Annotated in this window: 14 protein-coding genes; all 14 read left to right on the plus strand. The window is 34.7% G+C overall.

The genetic code is table 11. The features are described from left to right. Nucleotides 1–322 precede the first annotated feature (322 nt). The 14 genes from VLC96_RS07685 (at nucleotide 323) to fsa (ending at nucleotide 23620) form a co-directional block, all read left to right on the plus strand. A complete protein-coding gene (locus VLC96_RS07685) occupies nucleotides 323–3418 on the plus strand; it encodes a SusC/RagA family TonB-linked outer membrane protein (RefSeq protein WP_325261867.1) in 3096 nt (1031 codons plus the stop codon). 15 nt (nucleotides 3419–3433) lie between these two features. Then, a complete protein-coding gene (locus VLC96_RS07690) occupies nucleotides 3434–5380 on the plus strand; it encodes a RagB/SusD family nutrient uptake outer membrane protein (RefSeq protein WP_325261869.1) in 1947 nt (648 codons plus the stop codon). A gap of 207 nt (nucleotides 5381–5587) precedes the next feature. Then, a complete protein-coding gene (gene galB / locus VLC96_RS07695; RefSeq protein ID WP_325261871.1) occupies nucleotides 5588–8296 on the plus strand; it encodes a beta-galactosidase GalB in 2709 nt (902 codons plus the stop codon). A 111-nt stretch (nucleotides 8297–8407) separates the two neighbouring features. Continuing rightward, nucleotides 8408–10936, plus strand: a complete 2529-nt coding sequence (locus VLC96_RS07700) for a glycosyl hydrolase 115 family protein (RefSeq protein ID WP_325261873.1) — start codon at nucleotides 8408–8410, stop codon at nucleotides 10934–10936. Nucleotides 10937–11309: 373 nt separating this feature from the next. Further along, nucleotides 11310–12350: a LacI family DNA-binding transcriptional regulator gene (locus VLC96_RS07705; protein WP_325261875.1), complete on the plus strand. Its 1041-nt coding sequence runs from the start codon at nucleotides 11310–11312 to the stop codon at nucleotides 12348–12350. Nucleotides 12351–12626: 276 nt separating this feature from the next. After that, a complete protein-coding gene (locus VLC96_RS07710; protein ID WP_325261876.1) occupies nucleotides 12627–14789 on the plus strand; it encodes an alpha-glucuronidase family glycosyl hydrolase in 2163 nt (720 codons plus the stop codon). Between the two features lie 15 nt (nucleotides 14790–14804). Next, entirely contained in the window at nucleotides 14805–15542 is a 738-nt protein-coding gene (locus VLC96_RS07715) for an SDR family NAD(P)-dependent oxidoreductase (RefSeq protein WP_325261877.1), read from the plus strand. 28 nt (nucleotides 15543–15570) lie between these two features. Continuing rightward, on the plus strand, nucleotides 15571–16740 hold the full coding sequence (gene uxuA, locus VLC96_RS07720; protein ID WP_325261909.1) for a mannonate dehydratase: 1170 nt from the start codon (nucleotides 15571–15573) through the stop codon (nucleotides 16738–16740). 47 nt (nucleotides 16741–16787) lie between these two features. Next, a complete protein-coding gene (locus VLC96_RS07725; RefSeq protein WP_325261878.1) occupies nucleotides 16788–17903 on the plus strand; it encodes an endo-1,4-beta-xylanase in 1116 nt (371 codons plus the stop codon). Between the two features lie 248 nt (nucleotides 17904–18151). Next, a complete protein-coding gene (locus tag VLC96_RS07730; protein WP_325261879.1) occupies nucleotides 18152–19585 on the plus strand; it encodes an MFS transporter in 1434 nt (477 codons plus the stop codon). A gap of 32 nt (nucleotides 19586–19617) precedes the next feature. Beyond that, the gene (locus VLC96_RS07735) at nucleotides 19618–20640 is read left to right on the plus strand and encodes a glycoside hydrolase family 43 protein (protein WP_325261881.1); all 1023 of its coding nucleotides are present in this window, start codon (nucleotides 19618–19620) and stop codon (nucleotides 20638–20640) included. Between the two features lie 59 nt (nucleotides 20641–20699). Beyond that, entirely contained in the window at nucleotides 20700–21410 is a 711-nt protein-coding gene (locus VLC96_RS07740; RefSeq protein WP_325261882.1) for an NUDIX hydrolase, read from the plus strand. Between the two features lie 100 nt (nucleotides 21411–21510). Continuing rightward, a complete protein-coding gene (gene xylA / locus VLC96_RS07745) occupies nucleotides 21511–22836 on the plus strand; it encodes a xylose isomerase (protein WP_325261883.1) in 1326 nt (441 codons plus the stop codon). A 127-nt stretch (nucleotides 22837–22963) separates the two neighbouring features. Next, a complete protein-coding gene (gene fsa, locus VLC96_RS07750) occupies nucleotides 22964–23620 on the plus strand; it encodes a fructose-6-phosphate aldolase (RefSeq protein ID WP_325261884.1) in 657 nt (218 codons plus the stop codon). Nucleotides 23621–23871 lie beyond the last annotated feature (251 nt).

Raw genomic sequence — 23871 nt, forward strand, 5'->3', positions numbered from 1 at the left:
TTTTTTTTATCCTTATAACAATAATTTTTTCTTCTAAAACCCTTTTTTAGAAAGGATTGTATTTTGATTGTTTTTCGGGGAAAGTGCTGAATTATTCTCAAATAAATAAAATCAATTATTAACATTTGTATGAATTCAATAAAATTTTAATGTAATTATTGATTATGTTTTTTTTATTGGTAGCTATTTTTTTGATATCAATAAAAAAATAATTACACAACCGATTGTGTGTTTTATTTTTTTATTTACATTTGTCTTGACCACATTTCAAAAACGGATGTGGTATCAAACTAACCAAACTTAAATTTTTAAACTAACTTTTATGACTAACTATTTTGTTACAAGTAGGTCAAAGCATTTTAAATGTTTTGCTTTTTTGATCTTATTGTTTGTGGTATCACTCCAATCAAGTGCACAAACAGTTATCACAGGAAGAATATCGGATAAAAACGGTCCTATTCCTGGTGCGAATGTGAATTTAAAAGGAACTACTAACGGAACTAGTTCTGATTTTGATGGAAAATATACTATCAAAGACGTGCCTTCAAATGGCGTACTTGTTTTCAGTTTTGTAGGTTACCGTTCAAAAGAAATTTCGGTTGCTGGGAGAAGCACAGTAGATGTGTTTCTTGAAGATGAATCGAATACCCTTAAAGAAATTGTTGTAATTGGATATGGTGCCGTACGTAAAGAAGCCGTAACGGGATCTGTATCTACAATTGGATCAAAAGAATTAGGTGAATTTGCAACTGGAAACGTAACTCAAGCGTTACAGGCAAGGTTACCAGGGGTTGAATTAACACAAACTTCTACAAAACCAGGAGCTTCAATGCAAATTCGTATTCGTGGTACAAGATCACTTACGGCTAGTAATGATCCATTGATTGTACTTGATGGAGTTCCTTTTGCTGGTCAAATTGGAGATATTAATCCAGTTGATATTAAGTCTCTTGATATTTTGAAAGACGCATCAGCAACTGCAATTTACGGATCGCGTGGAGCCAATGGTGTTGTCTTAATTACGACTAATAAAGGACGTAAAGGCCAAAAAGCTAAATTTACTTATAATGGTTTTGGCGGTGTAAAAAATGTTTTTGGTGAATATGATATGATGAACGGAGACCAGTTTGCTAAACTCCGTGATATTACCAAATTATATGCAGATGGTAGAGACGAGGTAAGAGGCCAAAATACAGATTGGCAAGGTTTGTTATACGACTCAGGGCAAATAATAAGTCATGATATTGCTGTTGCTGGAGGTTCTGAAGGGGGTTCTTATACAGGCGGTTTAGGTTATTATAAAGAAGAGTCAGTTTTGCCACTTCAATCTTACGAGCGTTTTAATCTTAGAGCATCATTAGATCAGGAAATTGGAACATCTTTCCGTATTGGCCTTACTACTAATAACAACTATGCAGTTACAAACGGAGATAATATAGGACCAGGTGCTGCTTTGGGTATGTCACCTTTAGTGAATCCTTATGATGCAAATGGTAACTTGAAAAGAGTTGTAAACATGGGATTGATAGATGATAAATGGGTTTATACAAGAGAATCTCTTAATGCTTTAGGTGAAGGATACATTAGTTTAAACAGAGCATTTAGTTCTTACAACAATATTTTTGCTGAATTAAAAATTCCTGGTATAGATGGATTAAAATACAGATTAAATTCTGGATTAAATTTTCGCGCGACAAACAATGGATATTATGAAGGTCAAGGTGTTTTTGATGTAAACGTTACGACTTTATCTAATGCTTCAATTAGTAATCTTATGTCAACACAGTGGTTGCTTGAAAACTTGATTACTTATGATAAAACTTTTGCTGAAAAGCATACTATTAATTTCGTGGGATTATATTCTAACGAAAGTTATACAGGAAACAATTCAAGAGTAGCAAGAAACGGAATTACTTCCAATGCTTTTCAATTCTATAATTTAGGACAAAGTGAGGAGCCTATCACAATAACACCATCCGAGCAAGATTATACAAAATGGGGGTTACGTTCTTATATGGCAAGGTTAATGTACTCTTATGATAATCGTTATTTTATTTCAGGAACATTGCGTTCTGACGGATCTTCCAGATTAGCTGAAGGAGAAAAATGGGTTACTTATCCAGCGGTTTCTGCAGGGTGGACTATTTCTAACGAATCATTCATGAAAAACACTACTTGGGTTAATTCATTAAAACTACGTGTTGGATATGGTGAAACCTCAAACCAAGCGGTTAATCCATACGCTACTTTAGGAGCTTTGAGTACAAGACCTTATAATTTTGGAACAACTAATGCTACGGGCGTGTACGTTACCGAATTGCCAAATCCAGCTTTAGGATGGGAATATTCTAAGACTATGAATTATGGTTTGGATTTTGGATTTTTGAATAATCGTATAAGTGGTACCGTAGAATACTACGATACAAAGACCGAAAATTTATTACAAAGGGTACAATTGCCTACAACATCTGGTGTTAGCGGTTATACAGCCAATGTTGGTGCAACTGAAAATAAAGGATATGAAATCTCTTTAAACGGAGTAATATTAGATAACCCAAATGGTTTGACCTGGACAGTTGGTTTCAACTTGTATGCTAATGATAATAAAATCGTTTCTCTTGCATCTGGAAAAGATAGAGATGAAGGAAACTTGTGGTTTGTAGGTCATAATGTAGCTTCTATTTATGATTATGAAAAAATCGGACTTTGGCAAGAAGGAGATCCGTTTATGAGTAGTTATGAAGCTGGTCCGACAGGTGTAAATCAAGCGGGAACAGTTGTAGGATCTATCAAAGTAAAATATACTGGTGATTATAATCCTGATGGTTCTCCAACTCGTAAAATTGATGCTACTGACAGACAAGTTTTAGATACTGATCCAGATTTTCAAGGAGGTTTCAGTACGAATTTAACTTACAAAGGTTTTGATTTTAATGCTGTAGGAGCATTCAAAAGTGGCGGAATTTTGGTAAGTACACTTTACGGAAGTGCCAGTTATTTAAACTTACTTAACGGCCGTAGCAGTAACGTGAATGTAGATTACTGGACTCCAACTAATACTGATGCTGAATTCCCGAATCCAAATGGTGTTAGAAGTGGTGATAATCCAAAATACATGTCAACTATGGGATACTTTGACGGTTCTTATTTAAAAATCAGATCCATAACTCTTGGTTATACTTTGCAACAGGATTTTATGAAAAAAGTTGGTATTGATAAATTAAGAGTATATACTTCAGTTCAAAATCCATTTGTTTTCTTTTCTCCTTATCATGATATGTCTGGCATGGATCCGGAAACCAACTCGTATGGTGATCAAAATCAGGCAGTAAGTTCTTATCCAAATAGAATTTTAGTTATAGGTACAAATACACCATCAACCCGTAACTTTTTAATGGGAGTTAACTTAACATTTTAATAAACAGAAATAATTATGAAACGATATATATACAAGAATATAATTATAGGATCAGTAGCTTTGTTTAGCTTGGCGGGTTGTTCCGATATATTAGAAGAAAAACCACATGATTTTTATGAGCCAGGCTATTTTAAAACAGAGCAAGGTGTAATTCAAGGGTTAACCTCTCATTATGCTAATTTGCGTTGGTTGTATGGAAATGCTTATTTCTATAATTCATTAGAAACAGGAACAGATGAGGCCACTTATGCACAAAGTGCTGATGGTAATTTCAAAGACCATGATTTATCAGGTGTTGGATCGATTACTCCAAGTTCAAGCCGTTCAGATGTATTATGGAATAACACTTTTTCGGATATTAATACAGCCAATGGAATTATTGAAAACGGAGCGGCTGTAGGGGTTGCTTCGAGTCTTATTGCAGAATCCAAATTTTTCAGAGGATTTGATTATTTTCTATTGGTGCAAACTTTTGGGGGCGTGCCTTTGGATTTAGGAACTGGTGAATTAGCTTTTAATAGTAAACCATCAAGATTTTCTGTTCGTAACACAGTGCCACAAGTGTATACCAAGGCTATTTTCCCTGATTTAAGAGCAGCTGTTGCTGAATTGCCAGACGCATCTAGATTAACAGGAACAGCGACAAAAACATTGGCACGTTTATATTTAGCAAAAGCTTACCTAACATACGCCTGGTGGTTAGAAAACCCAAATAATATTCCAACTTATCCAGATACTCCGCGAACTGATCCAGACGGGCATAATGCGCAATGGTATTTTCAGGAAGCTTATAATATTGCTTTAGATGGTATTAATAATGCGGGATCAAATTTTTCTTTGTTGCCTTATTACTATGATGTTAATTTAGGTTCTAATGATCGTAATAAAGAGATGTTGCTTTATGCTGACCATACCGAAACCAATGAGTATTATAATGGATCCAGCCTTACGTACGCTAATGGTGGTGGTGCGGATAACTTCGCTGGGTGGATGTTTACTTGGAATTATACTGCTATCAAAAGTAAAAATGCAGCTGGGGCTTTAGTATCACCTGTTCAACGTGAAGCTGCTCAACCATTAGGACGTCCATGGGTTCGTATGGCGCCACCTATTGAAGTTGTTACAAATACATTTGCTGATAAAACAAATGATTCACGTTATGATGGAACTTTTACAACTGTATATCGTGGTAATTGGAATTTAAAAGGAACTGGATTAACAGATGTAACTACATTATATAATGCAAATTCATTGCCAGTAACTTCTAAAGATGCAATATTATCGTTTTTAGATACCGAGCCTGCTACTCCTATTACATATCCTTCTGGAGGAGGAGATAGTGGTGTTGGAGCCGGGGTTTTACCAGGCAGAGCTGATTATGTAGTTTCTCCAAATGGAATTAGCAGAATTGTTTATCCAGGACTTTGGAAATTAGGACCATATCGTACAGACAATGCCGGTACTTTAGGTCAACCAAATGCTGCAAGTACAAGACCATTTCCAATTGCAAAATTCTCAGAGCTTTATTTTGTTGCTGCTGAAGCTGCTGTAAAAGGAGCTACTGGACCAAAAACCGCAAGAGATCTTATAAATGTTATTCGTGCTCGCGCAGGGAAATGGCGTTGGAGTAATAGCGGAAATGTTGCAAAAAATGTGGATAATAGTGCGGCAATTGTTGCAGCAACTCCAGCAACTATCGATATCAATTATATTTTAGCAGAACGCTCTCGTGAATATTTTGGTGAAGGATACCGTTGGTACGATTTAGTTCGTACCCAAAAATGGAATGAATTAGCAGGTACTTATACAATTGGTGGAGCAAGTTATGGCAATCATACTCCTACAAAAGTAACAAGAACGATACAGCCATATCATTATTTAAGACCTATCCCAACCGGACAACTTGATGGTATGGAGATGACGGACGCAGAAAAAAAGGCGTACCAGAATCCAGGATACTAAGCAATTTTATTAAAATTTTGGTTGCCGATTATAAGTGTAGTTTTTACAGGATAACACATAATTGGTTTAGATTTTGTTTAGTTAGTAGCCGAGAGTAATTTACTCTCGGCTTTTTTTCAATGTTTTGAATTTGATTAATGTTTTTATAAAAAAAAAATTAAGTAATTTAATTTGTTTATAGGCTATTAACCATAAAATAATAATTCAATGTTCCAAAAACAGTACATAATTTTATTGATTATTTTTCAAGGACTATTGAATGCGCAAACTAATAAAAATAGTGTACTGAGAGAACGCATCAATTTCAACAAAGATTGGCATTTTATGCGTTATAGCAAAAATCCAGATAAGCTAATGTATGATGTTCGTCCTAAAATTGAGGATGCGAACGATAATAAAGTAGCCGATTCCAAACCAACGGAAGCTGTAAAAGTTGAGTCGACTGATGCTGTTTTGAAAAATTGGATTCTTCCAACGGGTAATAATTTCATAAAAGATCCTGCTAAGAAGCACATTCGTCCCAAAGGAGACCCAGGATCGGATTTTGCGTTTGTAAAAGCTGACTTTCAAGATAGCTCTTGGGAAAAAGTAAACTTACCTCATGATTGGGCAATCAAAATGCCTTTTTATGTCGGTGAAAATCCTGAAGTTGGAGGAGGAATGGGGCGTTTGCCAAGTCAAGGAGTTGCTTGGTATCGCAAACAACTAAGTTTATTAACTACAGACAAAGGAAAAAACATTTATTTAGATATTGATGGCGCCATGTCCTATGCCATAGTTTGGTTAAATGGTCATTTAGTAGGGGGCTGGCCTTACGGCTATAATTCCTTCCGATTGGATTTAACACCATATTTAAAATTTGGAGAAAAAAATCAACTAGCTATCAGAATCGACAACCCAAATTATTCGGCAAGATGGTATCCTGGCGGCGGAATATACCGCAATGTTTGGCTAACCAAAGTTGCTCCCGTACATGTCGTGCAATGGGGAACTTTTGTAAAAACACCTCAGGTTTCTGATAATGAAGCCACTGTCAATTTAACTGTTAGTATTGAAAATAAAACAAATTCATCACAGGCAGTTAAAGTAGCAACACAAATCTATGAAGCCGATAATTTAGGGAAACCAAAAGGTAAAGCAATAATATCATTTCCTGCTGTATTTCTTTCTTTAAAAGCAAATGATACACAATCCAAATTGACTGAAATCAAACTTCAAAACCCAAAGTTATGGGGAGTCTTTCCATCGCAACAGCAAAATTTATACATAGCCAGAACCACTGTTTTCATTGATAATAAATCCGTAGATCAATACGATACTTCATTTGGAATCCGTAAAGTTGAGTTTCATCCAACTCAGGGATTATTGGTAAATGGCAAAAAAATAAAAATTCAAGGAGTTAATCAACATCATGATCTAGGGGCTTTAGGTGCAGCTTTTAATGTGAGAGCCGCGCAACGACAACTGGAATTATTGCGTGAATTAGGTTGTAATGCGATTCGTTTATCACACAACCCTCCAGCACCAGAATTATTGGATTTGACTGACCGAATGGGTTTTTTAATTATCGACGAAATATTTGATAGTTGGGAATTAAAGAAAACACCGCACGATTTTCATCTCATTTTTCCCGATTGGTACGAAGCCGATACACGTTCTTTTATTCAACGCGATCGCAATCATCCATCTGTTATTGCGTGGAGTTTTGGTAATGAAGTTGGAGAACAATACACTGATGTTGATGGAGCCAAAATTGCTAAAAAACTACACGATATAGTTCGTGACGAAGACCCAACCCGTTTAGCTTCGGCATCACAAAATTATGCCAAACCTGAAATGCCATTTTCAGCAGAAATGGATTTTATCAGTATAAATTATCAAGGAGAAGGTATTAGAGATGCTCCGGCTTATGCTCATCTTAAAGGAATTCGAACTACTCCTTTGTATCCCGCTTTTCAGAAAAAATTCCCTGAAAAAATGATTGTTAGTAGTGAAACAGCTTCAACATTAAGTACAAGAGCGGCTTATTTGTTTCCTGTAGCAAAAGAAAATTCTGCTCCAATAAGCGATACAACTGGCGGAAATCCTAAAACAAAGGAAGTAAGTGCATATGAACTTTATACTGCACAATTTGGTGCTTCACCAGATAAAGTTTTTGCAGCTCAGGATCAACATCCTTTTGTTGCTGGCGAGTTTGTTTGGAGCGGTTGGGATTATCTCGGCGAACCAACACCTTATTATGATGCCCGCAGTTCGTATTGCGGAATTATCGATTTGGCTGGATTCAAGAAAGATAGATTCTATTTGTACCAATCCCGTTGGAAACCAGAATTGCCAATTGCTCATATTTTGCCGCATTGGAATTGGCCAGACAGAGTTGGAAAAATAACACCTGTTCATGTTTTTACTTCAGGTGATGAAGCGGAGTTGTTTTTGAATGGAAAATCTTTAGGCAGAAAGAAAAAGAATCTCTACGAATACCGTATTCGCTGGGATGAGGTAGTTTATGAACCCGGAATACTAAAAGTAGTGACCTATAAAGATGGAAAACCGTGGGCAAATGATGAGGTAAAAACTACTGAAAAAGCCAGCAAACTTTCTCTTCAAGCGGATAGAAAAATAATTAAAAATGATGGACAGGATTTATCATTTATTACAATAAAAGTTTTAGACAAAAATGGTGATTTAGTAGCTGATTCTAAAAATGAAATTACTGTGGAAGTAAAAGGATCAGGCGAACTCGTCGCTACTGATAATGGTGATCCTGCAGACATGAATAGTTTTATTTCTAAAAAAAGAAATGCTCTCGGCGGATTAGTTTTGGCAATAGTTAAAGCAAATCAAAAAGGAGCTATCAAAATAAAAGTAAGTTCAAATGGATTGCAAAGTAATGAAATTGTAATAAATGCTAATTAGTTCTCGGGTTTCTTCCTAACGGTTTTCAAAAACTGTTAGTATGACAAGCAAGAATATATAACAGAGTTGCTGCTTTTCATTAAAGCAGTAATAATATAAACCAAAAGCAATATGAAAAATTTTCTAAAACGCATTTTAGCTATAATTACGGTATGTAGTTTCTGTTCTTTAAAAGCTGCACAGCCTTTTATTTCAACAGAAAAAAAATCGGATGTGATTGTTCTTAAAGAAAAAACTGTGCAGCTTTCATTTTATGTAAATGAAAAAATGGATGCCGGGATTTTAAGGGCTGTCAAAAATCTACAGTCTGATTTTACTAAAGTAACAGGAGACCAACCGACGATTTTAAATCAAATTCCAAATACATCGTCACCTTTGGTTATTATTGGAACAATTGGAACTAATTCGGTTATTGACGATTTAATAAAACAAAAGAAAATCGATGGAAAAGAACTGAAAGGTAAAAATGAAAAATTCATTATTCAGAATATTAAAAACCCATTCAAGGGAGTTTCAGAAGCGATTGTAATTGCAGGAAGTGACAAACGCGGAACGATTTATGGAATATATGAATTATCTCGTCAAATTGGTGTTTCGCCTTGGTATTACTGGGCTGATATACCTGTTATACAAAAAGAAAATCTTTATTTTAAAAATGGAATATATACCGATGGTGAACCAGCTGTGAAGTATAGAGGGATTTTTCTCAATGATGAAGCACCGGCTTTAAGCGGTTGGGCTAAAGCTACTTTTGGTGGTCTCAATAGTCAGTTTTATGAAAAAGTTTTTGAATTATTGCTTCGCCTGAAAGCAAATTATATGTGGCCTGCGATGTGGGGAAATGCTTTTTATGATGACGATACTGCCAATGGACCTTTGGCAAACGAAATGGGAATTGTGATGGGAACTTCGCACCACGAACCAATGGCTTTGGCACAACAAGATTGGAAACGCTATATCAAAAAAAATAATCTTCCGAGTATTTGGGATTATTCTAAAAATAAAGAGGTTTTAGACGAGTTCTGGAAAACGGGAATCGAACGTAGTATGAATTGGGAAAAATTAGTCACTATCGGAATGAGAGGCGATGGCGATGAGGCAATGAGCGAAGGGACTAATATTAGTTTGTTAGAAGATATCGTAAAAAATCAACGTCAAATTATTGAAAAAGTAACAGGACAAAAAGCAGAAAAAACGCCACAGTTATGGGCTTTATACAAGGAAGTTCAGGATTATTATGATAAAGGAATGCGTGTTCCGGATGATGTAACTTTGCTGTTTTGTGATGATAATTGGGGAAATGTACGCAAACTTCCAGATCCTACAAAACCTTTGCACAAAGGCGGCTACGGGATTTATTATCACTTTGATTATGTAGGCGCTCCAAGAAATTCAAAATGGATTAATATTAATCCGATTCAAAGAGTTTGGGAGCAAATGAATTTGAGTTATCAGCATGGAGTAGATAAAATTTGGATTGTAAATGTTGGTGATCTTAAACCGATGGAATTCCCGATCAGTTTCTTTTTGGATATGGCTTGGAATCCAAAGCAATTCAACTCTCAGAATCTTTTTGAATTTACTGAAAATTGGGCAGTACAACAGTTCGGGAGTCAACACGCAAAAGAAATTGCACAACTGCTAAATACCTATCCAAAATATAATCGTCGAGTTACTCCCGAAACACTAACTAGCAAAACATACAGCCTTGAAAATTACAACGAATTTGAAACGGTTGTCAACGATTATAAAAAATTGGCACTTGATGCCTATCGAATCTATGATGAAATTCCGAAGCAATATAAAGATGCTTATTTTCAGTTGGTGCTTTATCCGATAGATGCATGTAGTAATCTCTACGAAATGTATTTTGCTCAGGCAAAAAATAGAAAGTTGGCAGCAGACAAAAATGTACTTGCCAATGAATATGCCGATAAAGTAAAAAAATATTTTACCCGTGATTCCATTCTTCAAAATAAATATAACAATGAAATTGCTGGCGGAAAATGGACTCACATGATGGATCAAATGCGAATTGGATACAAAAGCTGGCATGATGAACCAAAAAATATTCTTCCAGAAGTTACCTATATTTCAGAAACAGAAAAGCCAAGTCACAAGGTTTTTAAAGAAAATGATGGTTATGTTTCGATAGAAGCAGAACACTTTTCTACATTAAATAATTCAAAAGAAATCCATTGGGATGTAATTCCGGATTTTGGAAAAACAAAATCAGGAATCACTACTTTTCCGCAAAATAGTTATCCTAAAGTAGATGACAATCTTTTTATCGAATATGAAATCGAGTTTGTTTCTGCTGGAGAGTTTGAAGTACAATTGCTGTTAGCTCCAACGCTCAATTTCAATAGTAACAAAGGACTTCGCTATGAAATTTCTTTTGATGGAGAAAAACCTCAAGTAGTTAATTTTAATGGAGGATATCGCGGCGAATTAGGAAAATGGCAAGCCGAGCATATCATTAAATCGATCACAAAACATACTATTTCAAGCACAGGAAAACATACATTACGTTACCGTGTTTTAGATCCGGGAATTGTTTTAGAAAAGATTTTGGTCAATACAGGAGGATTGCAGCCTTCTTATTTGGGAGCACCCGAAAGTGATTATATTTACCGGTAATAGTTTAATTTTTTATAGGATGATATTGACCCGAGAGATAGCGAAATGTCATTAAGTTAAGGATTTTTTGATAAGCTTTTTTTAATATAGCTCTCGCAAAGTCGCAAAGAAATCGGTTCCAAACTTTTCGCCTTTGCGCCTCTGCTAGAAAAGACAAGGCTTAACTTAATGACATTGAGTGATAGCAAACGGGCGAAGCATTACATAATCGGAGCAATTGCTTTTTGTATAATGTAATTCTCTAATTTTGAATGTTTAATGTCAATTTCGGATTGATATTTTTTTTAAATAATAAAATTTTAATTCAAAAAAATAAAATGCACTTAGGGAAGTAGTTAAAAATATTATATTTACTGATCATATTAATGATTTCATGGAAGAAAATAAACATATAACGATTTACGATATTGCTAGAAGGTTGAATCTGGCTACTTCGACAATTTCAAGAGCTTTGAAAGATCATCCAACAATCAGTAGTAAGACCATTAAACTGGTAAAAAAAACTGCCGATGAGATGGGATTTGTTCCCAATACTTTAGCTGCTGGTTTACGAGGTAATAATACTAAAACCATAGGAGTTTTGATCCCTACGGTTACCCAACCTTTCTTATCTTCATTAATTAGTGGAATTGAAATTGCAGCTCAAAAAGCCGGTTATACCGTAATGATTATGCAGTCGCATGACTCCTATTTGGAAGAAGTGAATATGGCGAAATCATTATACAGTAACCGTGTAAGTGGTGTTATTTGTTCGTTAGCTATGGAAACTAGTGATACTTCACATTTCCATCAATTTTCCAATAATAATATTCCGCTTGTGTTTGTGGATAGGGTGCCTAGAGATTACAGCACTTTTAGAGTTGTGATTGATAACTATGCCTCAGGTTATAAAGCCACTAAACATCTTATAGATCAGGGTTGTGTTCGGATAGCACATTTAACCGCTGGATTAGAATTAGGAAACATTTATAGCGAAAGGAAAAGAGGTTATATTCAGGCCTTAAAAGATCATAATCTTCCGATAATTGATGAGTTAATCATTAATCTAAAAGAAGTAACTTACGGAGATGGATTAAGAGCTAGTAATTTGCTATTTGATTTGGATCCAATTCCCGACGGACTTTTTGCTCCCGGAGACATAATCGCAGTAAGTGCTTTGCAAACAGCTAAAAAAAGGGGAGTAAAAGTGCCAGAAGAAATCGCTATTATTGGTTTTAATAATGACCCAATTTCAGAAATAATAGATCCTAATTTATCTACTATTACACACCCAGCCGAAAAAATGGGTAAAGCATCTGCTGAGATCATCATAAAAAATCTGAAGTCTTCAAAAAATGATGAGGTCAAAGAAATAACTTTCTTAAATACTGAAGTACTTGTTCGTGAGTCTTCTAATAAAAAGAAATTATCTTAACAGGTTTCTAAAACCTGTTAGGTTTTGATTTCCATTTTCTATCTTATTATACTAAAAATCTGTTTTGTGTAAATCTATTTTACATTGAACAGATTTTTTTTTAAAAAGATGATGAATTATTTTTTTTATATATGATAAAATTATATTTTTACACAACCGATTGCAATAGTTGTAAAAATAATAATAACTTAATTTTTTAGCTTTAATTTTATTAAATATATTTTTAAAACAGAAATGTACGAATTATATTTAAATTGAAAAAAAGCAGATTGTTAAATGAAATATCTAAAAATAACCTTCTTAATAATCATTATCTTTTTTGGATTTTCCTGGTCTGCTTTAGCTCAGAAGGACTATAAATTGTGGTTACAATATGATAAGATTGCCAATGCTGAAACTAGAACAAAATACTTAGCTGATTGTAACGGAATTGTTTCTTTTGGAAGTTCGGAAACCATTACTATTGCTGCCAAAGAATTGCAATTGGGTTTGAGTAATATGTTGGGCAATACAATATCCGTTAATACTAAAGTTATTGATTCTAATACTCTTATAATTGGCTCACAATCTTCTTTAAATCCAGAAATTCAAAAGGCAATTGCTGCCGAATTGAATAAAATCAATGAAGAAGGATATATTATAAAAACAATTTTATTAAATAATAAAAATCACATTGTAATTAGCGGAAAAAAGGATGTAGGCGTTTTGTATGGCGTTTATAGTTTTTTACGATTGATTCAGACTGACAAATCCATCAAAGATTTAAATATAGTTGATTCACCAAAAACCAATATTAGAATATTAAATCACTGGGATAATTTGAACCGAACCGTTGAAAGAGGATACGCGGGATTTTCCCTTTGGAATTGGCAAAAACTTCCCGATTTTATAGATCAGCGCTATATAGATTACGCCAGAGCCAATGCTTCAATAGGTATTAATGGTACTGTTTTGACAAATGTTAATGCGAATGCTTCTATACTGACACCACAATATTTAGAAAAAGTTGAAGCTTTAGCCAATGTTTTCAGGCCTTACGGAATTAAAGTTTATTTAACCGCACGCTTTTCGGCACCAATTGAAATTGGCGGATTAAAAACAGCAGACCCAAAAGACCGCAACGTCATCAATTGGTGGAACGCCAAAGCGAAAGAAATATATGCAAGGATTCCAGATTTTGGAGGATTTTTGGTTAAGGCAAATTCAGAAGGTCAACCAGGCCCGCAGAACTATGGCAGAAATCATGTCGATGGCGCTAATATGCTGGCTGATGCAGTAGCACCTTTTGGTGGGATTATAATGTGGAGAGCTTTTGTTTATTCAGAACATGATGCCAATGATCGCGCGAAACAGGCGTATGCTGAATTTCAACCTTATGATGGAAAATTTAAAGATAACGTTATTGTTCAGGTAAAAAATGGCGCTATTGATTTTCAGCCGAGAGAACCTTTTCATCCATTATTTGGAGCGACTCCCAAAACACCTTTGATGATGGAGTTTCAAATTACTCAGGAATATTTAGGATTTAGTACGCATTTAGTCTTTCTACCAAAATTATTTCAAGAGGTTTTAGAAGAAGATACTTTTCAAAAAGGCAAAGGTTCTACTGTTGCAAAAGTTGTAGATGGTTCTCTATACAAAAATAAAATTACCGGAATAGCTGGCGTTTCTAATATCGGAAATGATTTAAATTGGACCGGTCATCCTTTTGCGCAAGCGAATTGGTATGGTTTCGGGAGATTGGCTTGGGATCCGTATTTAAAAGCAGAAACAATAGCTGATGAATGGCTTCGATGTACTTTCTCGAATGATCAAAACTTTATTGAGCCTGTAAAAAAGATGATGCTCGAATCGCGCGAAGCGGTCGTTAATTACATGACGCCTTTGGGACTACATCATATTATGGATACAGGCCATCATTATGGACCGGGTCCTTGGGTAAGCGATTTATCCAGACCAGAGTGGAATCCGGTATATTATCATAAAGCCGATGCAAACGGTATTGGTTTTGACAGATCAAAAAAAGGTACAGATGCCGTTTCACAATACGCGCCAGAAGTTGCCAAGATTTTTGATAATTTAGAAACATGTCCAGAAAAATATCTACTTTGGTTTCATCATGTTTCATGGAATTATAAACTAAAAGATGGGCATACGCTTTGGGACGGAATGGCACTGAAATATCAAGAAGGAGTAGATCAGGTAAAAAATATGCAGGAAATATGGAATAAAACTAGCAAATATGTTGATCAGGAGCGTTTTCATGAAGTGCAAATGCTGTTGAATATTCAGTACAAAGAGGCAAAATGGTGGCGAGATGCTTGCTTACTATATTTTCAGCAATATTCTCATAAGGAACTGCCTGCATCTGTGGAGAAGCCTAGTCAATCTTTAGAATATTTTAAATCTTTGAAATTTCCATTTGCACCTGGAAATTAAATTAAATAAAAAATAATGAGCACAAAAACGGCAATTGTAACGGGAGGGAACTCTGGTTTGGGTTTTGCAACAGCGAAAAAATTATGTGATAATGGCATCACAACTTATATTATTGGAAGAACAAAAGAGAAAACGGAAGAAGCTTGCAAAGAAATAGGCGAGAATGCAATTCCTGTTTTGTTTGATTTAAATGATATCGCTGGAATTCCAGCAATGATTGAGAATTTAACTAAAGAGAGACCAATTGATATTTTGGTGAATAATGCTGGAATTAATTTGAAAAAAGAATTTTTAGACGTAACCGATGAAGATTTTTTATCTATAATTCATACCAATCTTTTGAGTGTTTTTGCTGTTAGTAAAGCAGTTGTAAAAAACATGAAAGAAAATAATGGCGGAAATATTGTCAACATTAGTTCAATGGCGTCGCAATATGGAATTCCAAAAGTTATTGCTTATTCGGCTAGTAAAGGAGCAATCGAATCAATGACAAGGGCTATGGCTGTTGAACTCGCTCCGTTTGGTATTCGTGTAAATTGTGTTGCTCCAGGTTTCATTAAAACAAAAATGTCTGCAAAAGCGCTGGATAGTGATCCAGAAAGAAAAAATAAAGTACTTTCGAGAACACCAATGGGAATCTTAGGTGAACCATCTGATATTGCTGATGCCGTTTATTATTTTGCATCAAGCGAATCTAAATTTACAACAGGAACAGTTTTACCAGTTGATGGTGGAAACAGCATCGGATTCTAATCTTAAAATTAAAAGTATAATGATTAAAATGCAGCAGACAATGCGTTGGTTTGGCCCACAAGACAGCGTAAATTTAATTGATATCAAACAAGCCGGTGCAACAGGAATTGTAACCGCCTTGCACCACATTCCAGTTGGTGATGTTTGGGAAGTTGAAGAGATTCAATTAAGACAGGAAATAATTAAAAATGCTGGTTTAGAATGGACTGTTGTCGAAAGTTTGCCCGTTCATGAGGAGATTAAAAGAGCCACAGGAAATTATTTGCAATACATTGAAAACTATAAAATAAGTTTAAAAAATCTAGCCGAATGCGGAATTAAAGTGATCACTTATAATTTTATGCCAATTCTGGACTGGGTTCGTACCAATCATAATTTTGTCAACAAAGACGGGAGCAAAGCACTATTATACAACCAGGAAGCTTTTACTTATTTTGATGTCTTTTTATTAAAACGCCCTAATTCAGAAAATGATTATTCTGATTTGGAGAAAGAAAAAGCATTGGAATTTGGAAACACACTCTCGGAATCAGAGAAAGAATTGCTTTTCAAAAATGTATTGTTGGGACTTCCTGGGAGCAAAATAAATTTTACTGCAGAACAAATCCTTTCATTATTGGATAATTATGCTTCAATTGATAATGCAAAATTGCGTGAAAACCTGATTTTCTTTTTATCAGAAGTCGCTCCTGTTGCTGAAAAGTATGGATCGAAATTAGCGATTCATCCCGATGATCCACCATTTTCTGTGATGGGACTTCCACGAATTGTTTCGACTGAAGATGATCTAAAAGCCATTTTCGAAGCGGTGCCTTTGCTAGCAAATGGTTTGTGTTATTGTACCGGCTCATTGGGAGCAAATACTCAAAATAATCTTGAAAAAATTATTGATGATTACGGCGACCGAATTCATTTTCTACATCTAAGAAATACCATTAGAGAAAACGAAAATATTTTTAGAGAATCAGAACATTTGTACGGAGATGCCAAAATGGAAGTGATTATAGAAAAAATTTTGTTGTTAATGAATACAAGAAAAATAGGTTTACCAATGCGCCCTGATCACGGATTCCTACATGCAATTGACGAAGGAAAAGAACAATATCCAGGTTATTCTTTAGTTGGAAGACTCAAAGGTCTCGCCGAATTAAGAGGCTTGGAAATGGGGATTGCTTACAAATTAGGCAATGCAATTTAAGCCAAACCCGAACAAATAATTTAACTATTACCTAAAAACTATAAACTATGAAATTGATTAATAACTCTATGCTACTGGTGGTTCTTTTTGCGCTGGGCAGTTGTAATGCGCAAAATAAAAACTCGGCAGCGACCTCTTTAAAAAATAATTTTAAAGGAGATTTTTACATTGGTACAGCTTTAAATGTTGACCAGATTGAAGAAAAAGACCCTAAAGTTGATGCATTAATCCGAAAAGAATTTAATGCTATTACTGCTGAAAATATTATGAAATCGATGTTTGTTCATCCTGCAAAAGACAAATATGACTTTGCTATGACAGATAAATATATCGCTTATGGAGAGAAAAATGATATGTTCATTCATGGGCATACTTTGATTTGGCATAGCCAATTAGCACCGTGGATGACACAAATTAAAGATAGTACCGAAATGAAAGCGTTCATGAAAGACCATATTTCTACAATTGTTTCGAGATACAAAGGCAGAATTGATTCGTGGGATGTGGTTAATGAAGCTTTAAATGAAGATGGGACTTTGAGAAAATCAGTTTTTCTAAATACTCTTGGTGCAAGTTATCTTCCAGAAGCTTTTAAACTGGCAGCAAAAGCAGACCCAAAAGTGGATTTGTATTACAACGATTATAATATTTGCGAACCAGCAAAACGTGAAGGCGTGATTAAATTGGTTAAAGATATTAAAGCAAATGGCGGGAAGATCGATGGTGTTGGTATTCAGGGACATTGGAGATTGGAAAGTCCTACAATAGAGGAAATTGAAAAAAGTATTTTGGCTTATTCTGCACTTGGCTTGAAAGTTGCTTTCACTGAGTTGGATATTACGGTATTACCAAATCCTTGGGATTTAAAAGGAGCTGATGTAAATCAAAATTTTGAAGGCAGTGCAAAAATGAATCCTTATCCAAAGGAACTTCCAGACTCTGTTCAAAAGAAGCTGGCAGACCGTTATGCAGCTGTATTTAATTTGTTTTTGAAACATAAAGATAAAATTAGCCGTGTAACTTTTTGGGGAGTTCACGATGGACAATCATGGTTAAACGACTGGCCAATAAAAGGAAGAACAAATTATCCATTATTAATTGATAGAAATTTAGCTCCAAAAAAAGCGTATCAAAGCGTAATACAATTAAAAGAAAAGAAATAAACAATTTAGAAAGACTAAAATGGCTCTTTTTTGAGGATTTTTATCATAAAGAGCTTTTTTTTACAAATTTAAATAATACTGCGGTCAAAATTTGCGTATTGTATTTTTTTATCTATTTTTACACAACCGATTGCGTTATTGCATTGTTTTATTTCACTGTATACGAATGGAATAGGTTAATCAGTAAAAGAACAACATTATAACTATACCAAACTCTATTATCAAAATTTAATCAATTCTATCATCTAATGACTCAAACCTCACAAAAACTATCAATTAAGGAAAAAATTGGATACAGCTTAGGCGATTTGGCAGCTAATTTAGTTTTTCAAACATTGATTACTTATCTAGCCTATTTTTACACTGATATTTACGGATTATCACCAACAGATTCCTCAATAATTATGTTGGTAGTGGGATTAATAGCGGCCTTTGTTTTTAATCCTATAATAGGTGTTTTAGCTGATAGGACAATTTCTAAATGGGGTAAATTCAGACCTTGGATTTTATTCACTGCCATACCATTAGGAATTATAGCAATATTGGCCTTCTCTACACCAAATTTCTCTTATCAGGGAAAAGTAATATATGCAGTAGTAACATATATGTTTTTGCTATTGCTTTATGCGGGTAATAATTTGCCTTATTCAGCTTTAAGTGGGGTAATTACCGGCGATATGAGTGAGAGAAACAGTATATCGTCATACCGTTTTGTGGCAGTTATGTTTGCTCAGTTTTTTGTTCAGGTTTTTATGTTGGGAATCATCAAAAGTGCTGGAAATGGAGACAAAGCAGTCGGTATCGAAAAAGTAATGACAGCATTGGCAATCATAGGTACGATCATGCTTTTAATCACATTTTTGACGACAAAGGAACGCATTATTCCTAAACCAGAACAAAAATCAAGTGTTAAGGAAGATTTAGTCGATTTGATGAAAAATAAGCCGTGGTTAATCATGCTTTCGTTGACAACTTTGGTGTTCGTTACTTTGGCTATGAAAGGTGGTGCTTATGTTTACTATTTTGAGAATTATGTAGACAAACAGCAATTGACCGCTTTTATTCAGCCAATCTTAGATTCATTAACACAAATTGGGCTAAATCATTTTGGGAATGACCCTGTTTCTGCTGGATTTGGGCTTTTCAATGCTGGCGGAATTATTTTCATGATTGTTGGAATTACGCTTTCGAAAGGTTTAGCTAATAAATATGGAAAGAGAAATATATTCGGAATATTTCTATTTATTTCAACGCTGTTCATTCTTGGATTTTACTTTTTGCCTCCTACAAGCATCAGTTTAATATTTCTTTCGCAAATACTGCATGGATTTTTCTACGGAATAACTATTCCAATCCTTTGGGCTATGATCGCAGACGTTGCCGATTATTCAGAGTGGTTAAATAACAGACGTGCCACTGCAATCATTTTCTCGGCGATGATGGTTGGTTTGAAAGCGGGTTTAAGTATTGGAGGAGGGTTAACAACACTTTTTTTAGGGTATTTCCATTACGTTGCCAATGCAGCCTCACAAACTGAAACTGCTATAACCGGAATCAAATTATTAGTGAGTGTTTTTCCAGCAATACCATTTCTAACAGGATGTTTTTTATTGTTTTTCTATAAAATCAATAAAGAAATGGAAGTTAAAATTGAGAAAGAATTAAAAGAAAGAAGAAGTTAATAAAACAATAATAAGACAAAAATAAAGACAGTATGCCAGAAGATAATATTGAAAACATTGATTTTAAAGAAATTAATGAGCTTGCCATTTCAGATCCTTTAGTAACTCATATTTATACGGCAGATCCTTCTGCGCATGTATTTGACGGAAAAATTTACATTTATCCATCACATGATATAGATGCAGGAATTCCTTTTAATGACAATGGTGATCATTTTGGAATGGAAGATTACCATGTGTTTTCTATGGATTCTATTGATTCAAAAGCTGTAGATAACGGTGTTGCGTTACATGTAAATGAAGTTGCCTGGGCCGAAAAACAAATGTGGGCACCAGATGCAGCCTGCAAAAATGGAAAGTATTATTTGTATTTCCCTGCAAAACGTGCAGACGGAATTTTTCAGATTGGTGTAGCTGTTAGTGATTCGCCTGTTGGGCCTTTCAAACCAGAAAAAGAAGCTATCAAAGGAAGTTATAGTATTGACCCGGCCGTTTTTGAAGATAAAGATGGTAAACATTATATCTATTTTGGAGGGATTTGGGGCGGCCAACTTCAGAAATATAGAAATAATAAATTTGATAAAAATCATGAAGAACCACTAGCTCACGAAGCCGCATTAGGTCCTATCGTGGCTAGGCTAACGGATGATATGTTAGAATTAGATGAAACTCCAAAAGAAATTAAAATTCTAGACCAAAACGGTAAAGTTCTTTTGGCAGGAGATAATGAACGTCGTTTTTTTGAAGCCTCATGGGTACACAAATACAATGACAAATATTATTTTTCATACTCTACCGGTGATACTCATTTTATTTGTTATGCAATTGGAGACAGCCCTTACGGTCCATTCGTTTATCAAGGAAAAATATTAAATCCAGTAGTGGGATGGACATCTCATCATTCCATTTGTGAAGTAGATAACGAATGGTATTTATTTTACCATGATTCGAGTTTGTCAAAAGGAGTAACCCATTTAAGAAGCATAAAAGTTACCAAAATAAATTATTTACCAGACGGATCAATCCAGACCATTGATCCTTACAGGAAAGAGTAGTAAAGTAAAATTTTTCATTTTTTGAATTGAGTAATTTACCGTATTAGTTCTAAAATTTTATGAGTAAAAAAGACGAAAAAGAGAAAATAACCTTCAATAACTATGTAAAGCATTACATAGAGATAAATTGTGTGATTTTTAATCTTCAGAATGACGGTCTAAAATTTTTACTTGTTAAAGAAATAGATGATAACAATTTAATCCATTGGAGGCTAGCTCACGATTGGTTAAAAAAAGATAAAACGATACAAGAAACGGCTAGTACTATTTTAATAAGATGTGGTTACAATAATTTCTATCTTAAACAGGTAAAAGCTTTTGGTTTTACTTCGTCTTCATCTTTAAAAGAAGATATTTCGATTGGATTTTATGCTTTTGTACAAAATGTTTCAAATGACTTAAAAAATCATATTGCTGCTGGTACTATGAAATGGGTCGGAATCAATGAAATCGCGGAATTGAATCGTAATGATGTGGAGATATTGAATTTTTGTCTGCAAGAGTTGCAGGATATTATTCGTAAAACTGCGGTAGGTTTTAACTTGCTTCCCGAAAAATTTACATTAATGCAGATTATTCGGCTTTATGAAGAGATTTTAGGTATAGAAATTGATAAATCTAATTTCCGAAGAAAGATTCTTAAAATAGGATTATTGTGCGATTTAAATGAAAAAGAAGAAAATGTATCGCATCGTGCAGCTAGATTCTATAAACTTAGTTCATCACAACATGATTTTTTGCTTGAGAAAGAGCTTAATTTTCAAATTTGAATAAACGATAAAAGATAAGTCTTTTTTTAAATCTGAAATTGAACATTTATAGAGTTGAACAAGAATTAGAACATATTATAAATAAATAAAACAATAACAAATGGCAATTATAGGCAACAAAGAATACTTTAAGGGTATTGGCGAAATTAAGTTTGAAGGAAAAGAATCAGATAATCCATTAGCATTTAAATATTACAATCCGGATCAGGTTGTAGCAGGAAAAACCATGCGCGACCATTTTAAATACGCAATCGCTTACTGGCATACTTTCTGCGGACAGGGAGGAGATCCTTTCGGACCGGGAACACAACATTTTGGTTGGGACCAGTCATCAGATCCTTATCAGGCAGCAAAAGACAAAGCAGATGCAGCTTTTGAATTTATCAGCAAAATGGGATTTGACTATTTCTGTTTTCACGATTACGACTTGATTGCTGAAGGACCAACTTTCGCAGAATCAGAAAAACGTTTGTCTTTCATTACAGATTATCTAAAAGAAAAGAAAGCAGCATCAGGAATTAAATTGCTTTGGGGAACTGCAAACTGTTTTTCGAACCCAAGATACATGAACGGTGCGGCTACCAACCCGGATTTCAACGTTTTGGCCAGAGCAGGAGGACAAATAAAACTGGCTTTGGATGCCACTATCGCATTGGGCGGAGAAAATTACGTGTTCTGGGGAGGTCGTGAAGGGTATATGTCATTGCTAAATACCGATATGGGAAGAGAATTGGATCACATGGGACAATTTTTGATAAAAGCAAGAGATTACGCAAGAGCACAAGGTTTCAAAGGAAACTTTTTCATTGAGCCAAAACCAATGGAACCAATGAAACACCAATATGATTTTGACTCGGCTACGGCTATCGGATTTTTGCATAAATATGGTTTAGAGAAAGATTTTAAAATCAATATTGAGGTAAACCACGCTACATTAGCACAACACACTTTTCAACACGAAATTGAAGTGGCTGCCAATGCCGGAATGTTAGGAAGTTTGGATGCCAACCGTGGAGATTACCAAAATGGTTGGGATACAGATCAATTCCCGAACAACATCCAGGAAACCACAGAAGCGATGTTGGTATTCCTAAAAGCAGGCGGATTGCAAGGTGGAGGAATTAATTTTGATGCCAAAATCAGAAGAAACTCAACCGATATGGAAGATGTATTCTTGGCGCACATTGGCGGAGCAGATACTTTTGCAAGAGCATTGATCACTGCCGATAAAATCATCACTTCTTCTCAATACAATAAATTAAGAACAGAGAGATACAGTTCATTCGATTCTGGAAACGGAAAAGCTTTCGAAGAAGGAAAACTGGGATTAACTGAATTATACAAAATCGCTCAGGAAAATGGAGAACTTCAATTGCAGAGCGGAAAACAAGAATTGTTTGAAAACATTATCAATCAATACATCTAAAATTTTGCTAATTAGTTATTTGTAAAATGATAATAGGGTTGAGAATAAATTTTTCAGCCCTGTTATTTACAACAAATGGATTAATTATTCTAAAATAATAACTTTTAATAACCAAAAAACTAACCAAATGAAATTTTTTATTGACACTGCTAATTTAAATGACATTAAAGAAGCGCAAGCTTTAGGTGTTTTGGATGGAGTAACCACAAATCCATCCTTAATGGCTAAAGAAGGAATATCTGGCAGACAGAATATTTTGCAACATTACGTTGACATTTGTAATATCGTGGATGGCGATGTTTCTGCCGAAGTTATTTCTACCGATTACGACGGAATGATTAGAGAAGGAGAAGAATTAGCGGCTTTGCATCCACAAATTGTGGTAAAACTGCCAATGATTGCTGATGGTGTAAAAGCATGTAAATATTTTTCGGACAAAGGGATCAGAACCAATGTGACTCTGGTTTTTTCTGCTGGACAAGCCATTTTAGCTGCAAAAGCTGGGGCAACTTACGTATCGCCTTTTTTAGGAAGATTGGATGATATTTCTACTGATGGAATGCATTTGATCTCTGAAATCCGTGAGATTTATGACAATTATGGGTTCGAAACTCAAATTCTTTCAGCATCTATCAGACACACTATGCATGTTGTAAATTGTGCCAAAATCGGATCAGACGTAATGACTGGGCCTTTATCAGCTATCAAAGGATTGTTGAAACATCCATTAACTGATATTGGTTTGGCTCAATTTGTTGAAGATGCTAAAAAAATGAATTTATAATTACGAAATCAAGTGAATGTGCAAATTGATGTATAAATATTAATCGAATAGCGCACAAATACTGTCCCAAATCGTATTCTAAATAAAATAATTTTAGACAATATTATAGAGATTACTCAAATTAGATGAGAACTTTTTGGCTTAGGGAGTTCTTGTCGGTTTGTAGTTAGATTTATAATTATTTCCAGGGGCATCAAAGTGATGTTTCTAGAATATCTTTTAAATTTTTTTTTTCTTTTCAGGACTTTATC

Origin of the sequence: Flavobacterium sp., assembly GCF_035456085.1 — a bacterium.
GTDB lineage: Bacteria > Bacteroidota > Bacteroidia > Flavobacteriales > Flavobacteriaceae > Flavobacterium.

Bases quoted from the DNA above. Each gene is read 5' to 3' on its own strand.
- VLC96_RS07700 (WP_325261873.1), top strand. From the start codon at position 8,408: ATGAAAAATTTTCTAAAACGCATTTTAGCTATAATTACGGTATGTAGT.
- VLC96_RS07735 (WP_325261881.1), top strand. From the start codon at position 19,618: ATGCCAGAAGATAATATTGAAAACATTGATTTTAAAGAAATTAATGAG.
- xylA (WP_325261883.1), top strand. From the start codon at position 21,511: ATGGCAATTATAGGCAACAAAGAATACTTTAAGGGTATTGGCGAAATT.
- VLC96_RS07730 (WP_325261879.1), top strand. From the start codon at position 18,152: ATGACTCAAACCTCACAAAAACTATCAATTAAGGAAAAAATTGGATAC.
- galB (WP_325261871.1), top strand. From the start codon at position 5,588: ATGTTCCAAAAACAGTACATAATTTTATTGATTATTTTTCAAGGACTA.
- VLC96_RS07705 (WP_325261875.1), top strand. From the start codon at position 11,310: ATGGAAGAAAATAAACATATAACGATTTACGATATTGCTAGAAGGTTG.
- VLC96_RS07740 (WP_325261882.1), top strand. From the start codon at position 20,700: ATGAGTAAAAAAGACGAAAAAGAGAAAATAACCTTCAATAACTATGTA.
- VLC96_RS07685 (WP_325261867.1), top strand. From the start codon at position 323: ATGACTAACTATTTTGTTACAAGTAGGTCAAAGCATTTTAAATGTTTT.
- uxuA (WP_325261909.1), top strand. From the start codon at position 15,571: ATGCAGCAGACAATGCGTTGGTTTGGCCCACAAGACAGCGTAAATTTA.
- VLC96_RS07715 (WP_325261877.1), top strand. From the start codon at position 14,805: ATGAGCACAAAAACGGCAATTGTAACGGGAGGGAACTCTGGTTTGGGT.
- VLC96_RS07710 (WP_325261876.1), top strand. From the start codon at position 12,627: ATGAAATATCTAAAAATAACCTTCTTAATAATCATTATCTTTTTTGGA.
- VLC96_RS07725 (WP_325261878.1), top strand. From the start codon at position 16,788: ATGAAATTGATTAATAACTCTATGCTACTGGTGGTTCTTTTTGCGCTG.
- VLC96_RS07690 (WP_325261869.1), top strand. From the start codon at position 3,434: ATGAAACGATATATATACAAGAATATAATTATAGGATCAGTAGCTTTG.
- fsa (WP_325261884.1), top strand. From the start codon at position 22,964: ATGAAATTTTTTATTGACACTGCTAATTTAAATGACATTAAAGAAGCG.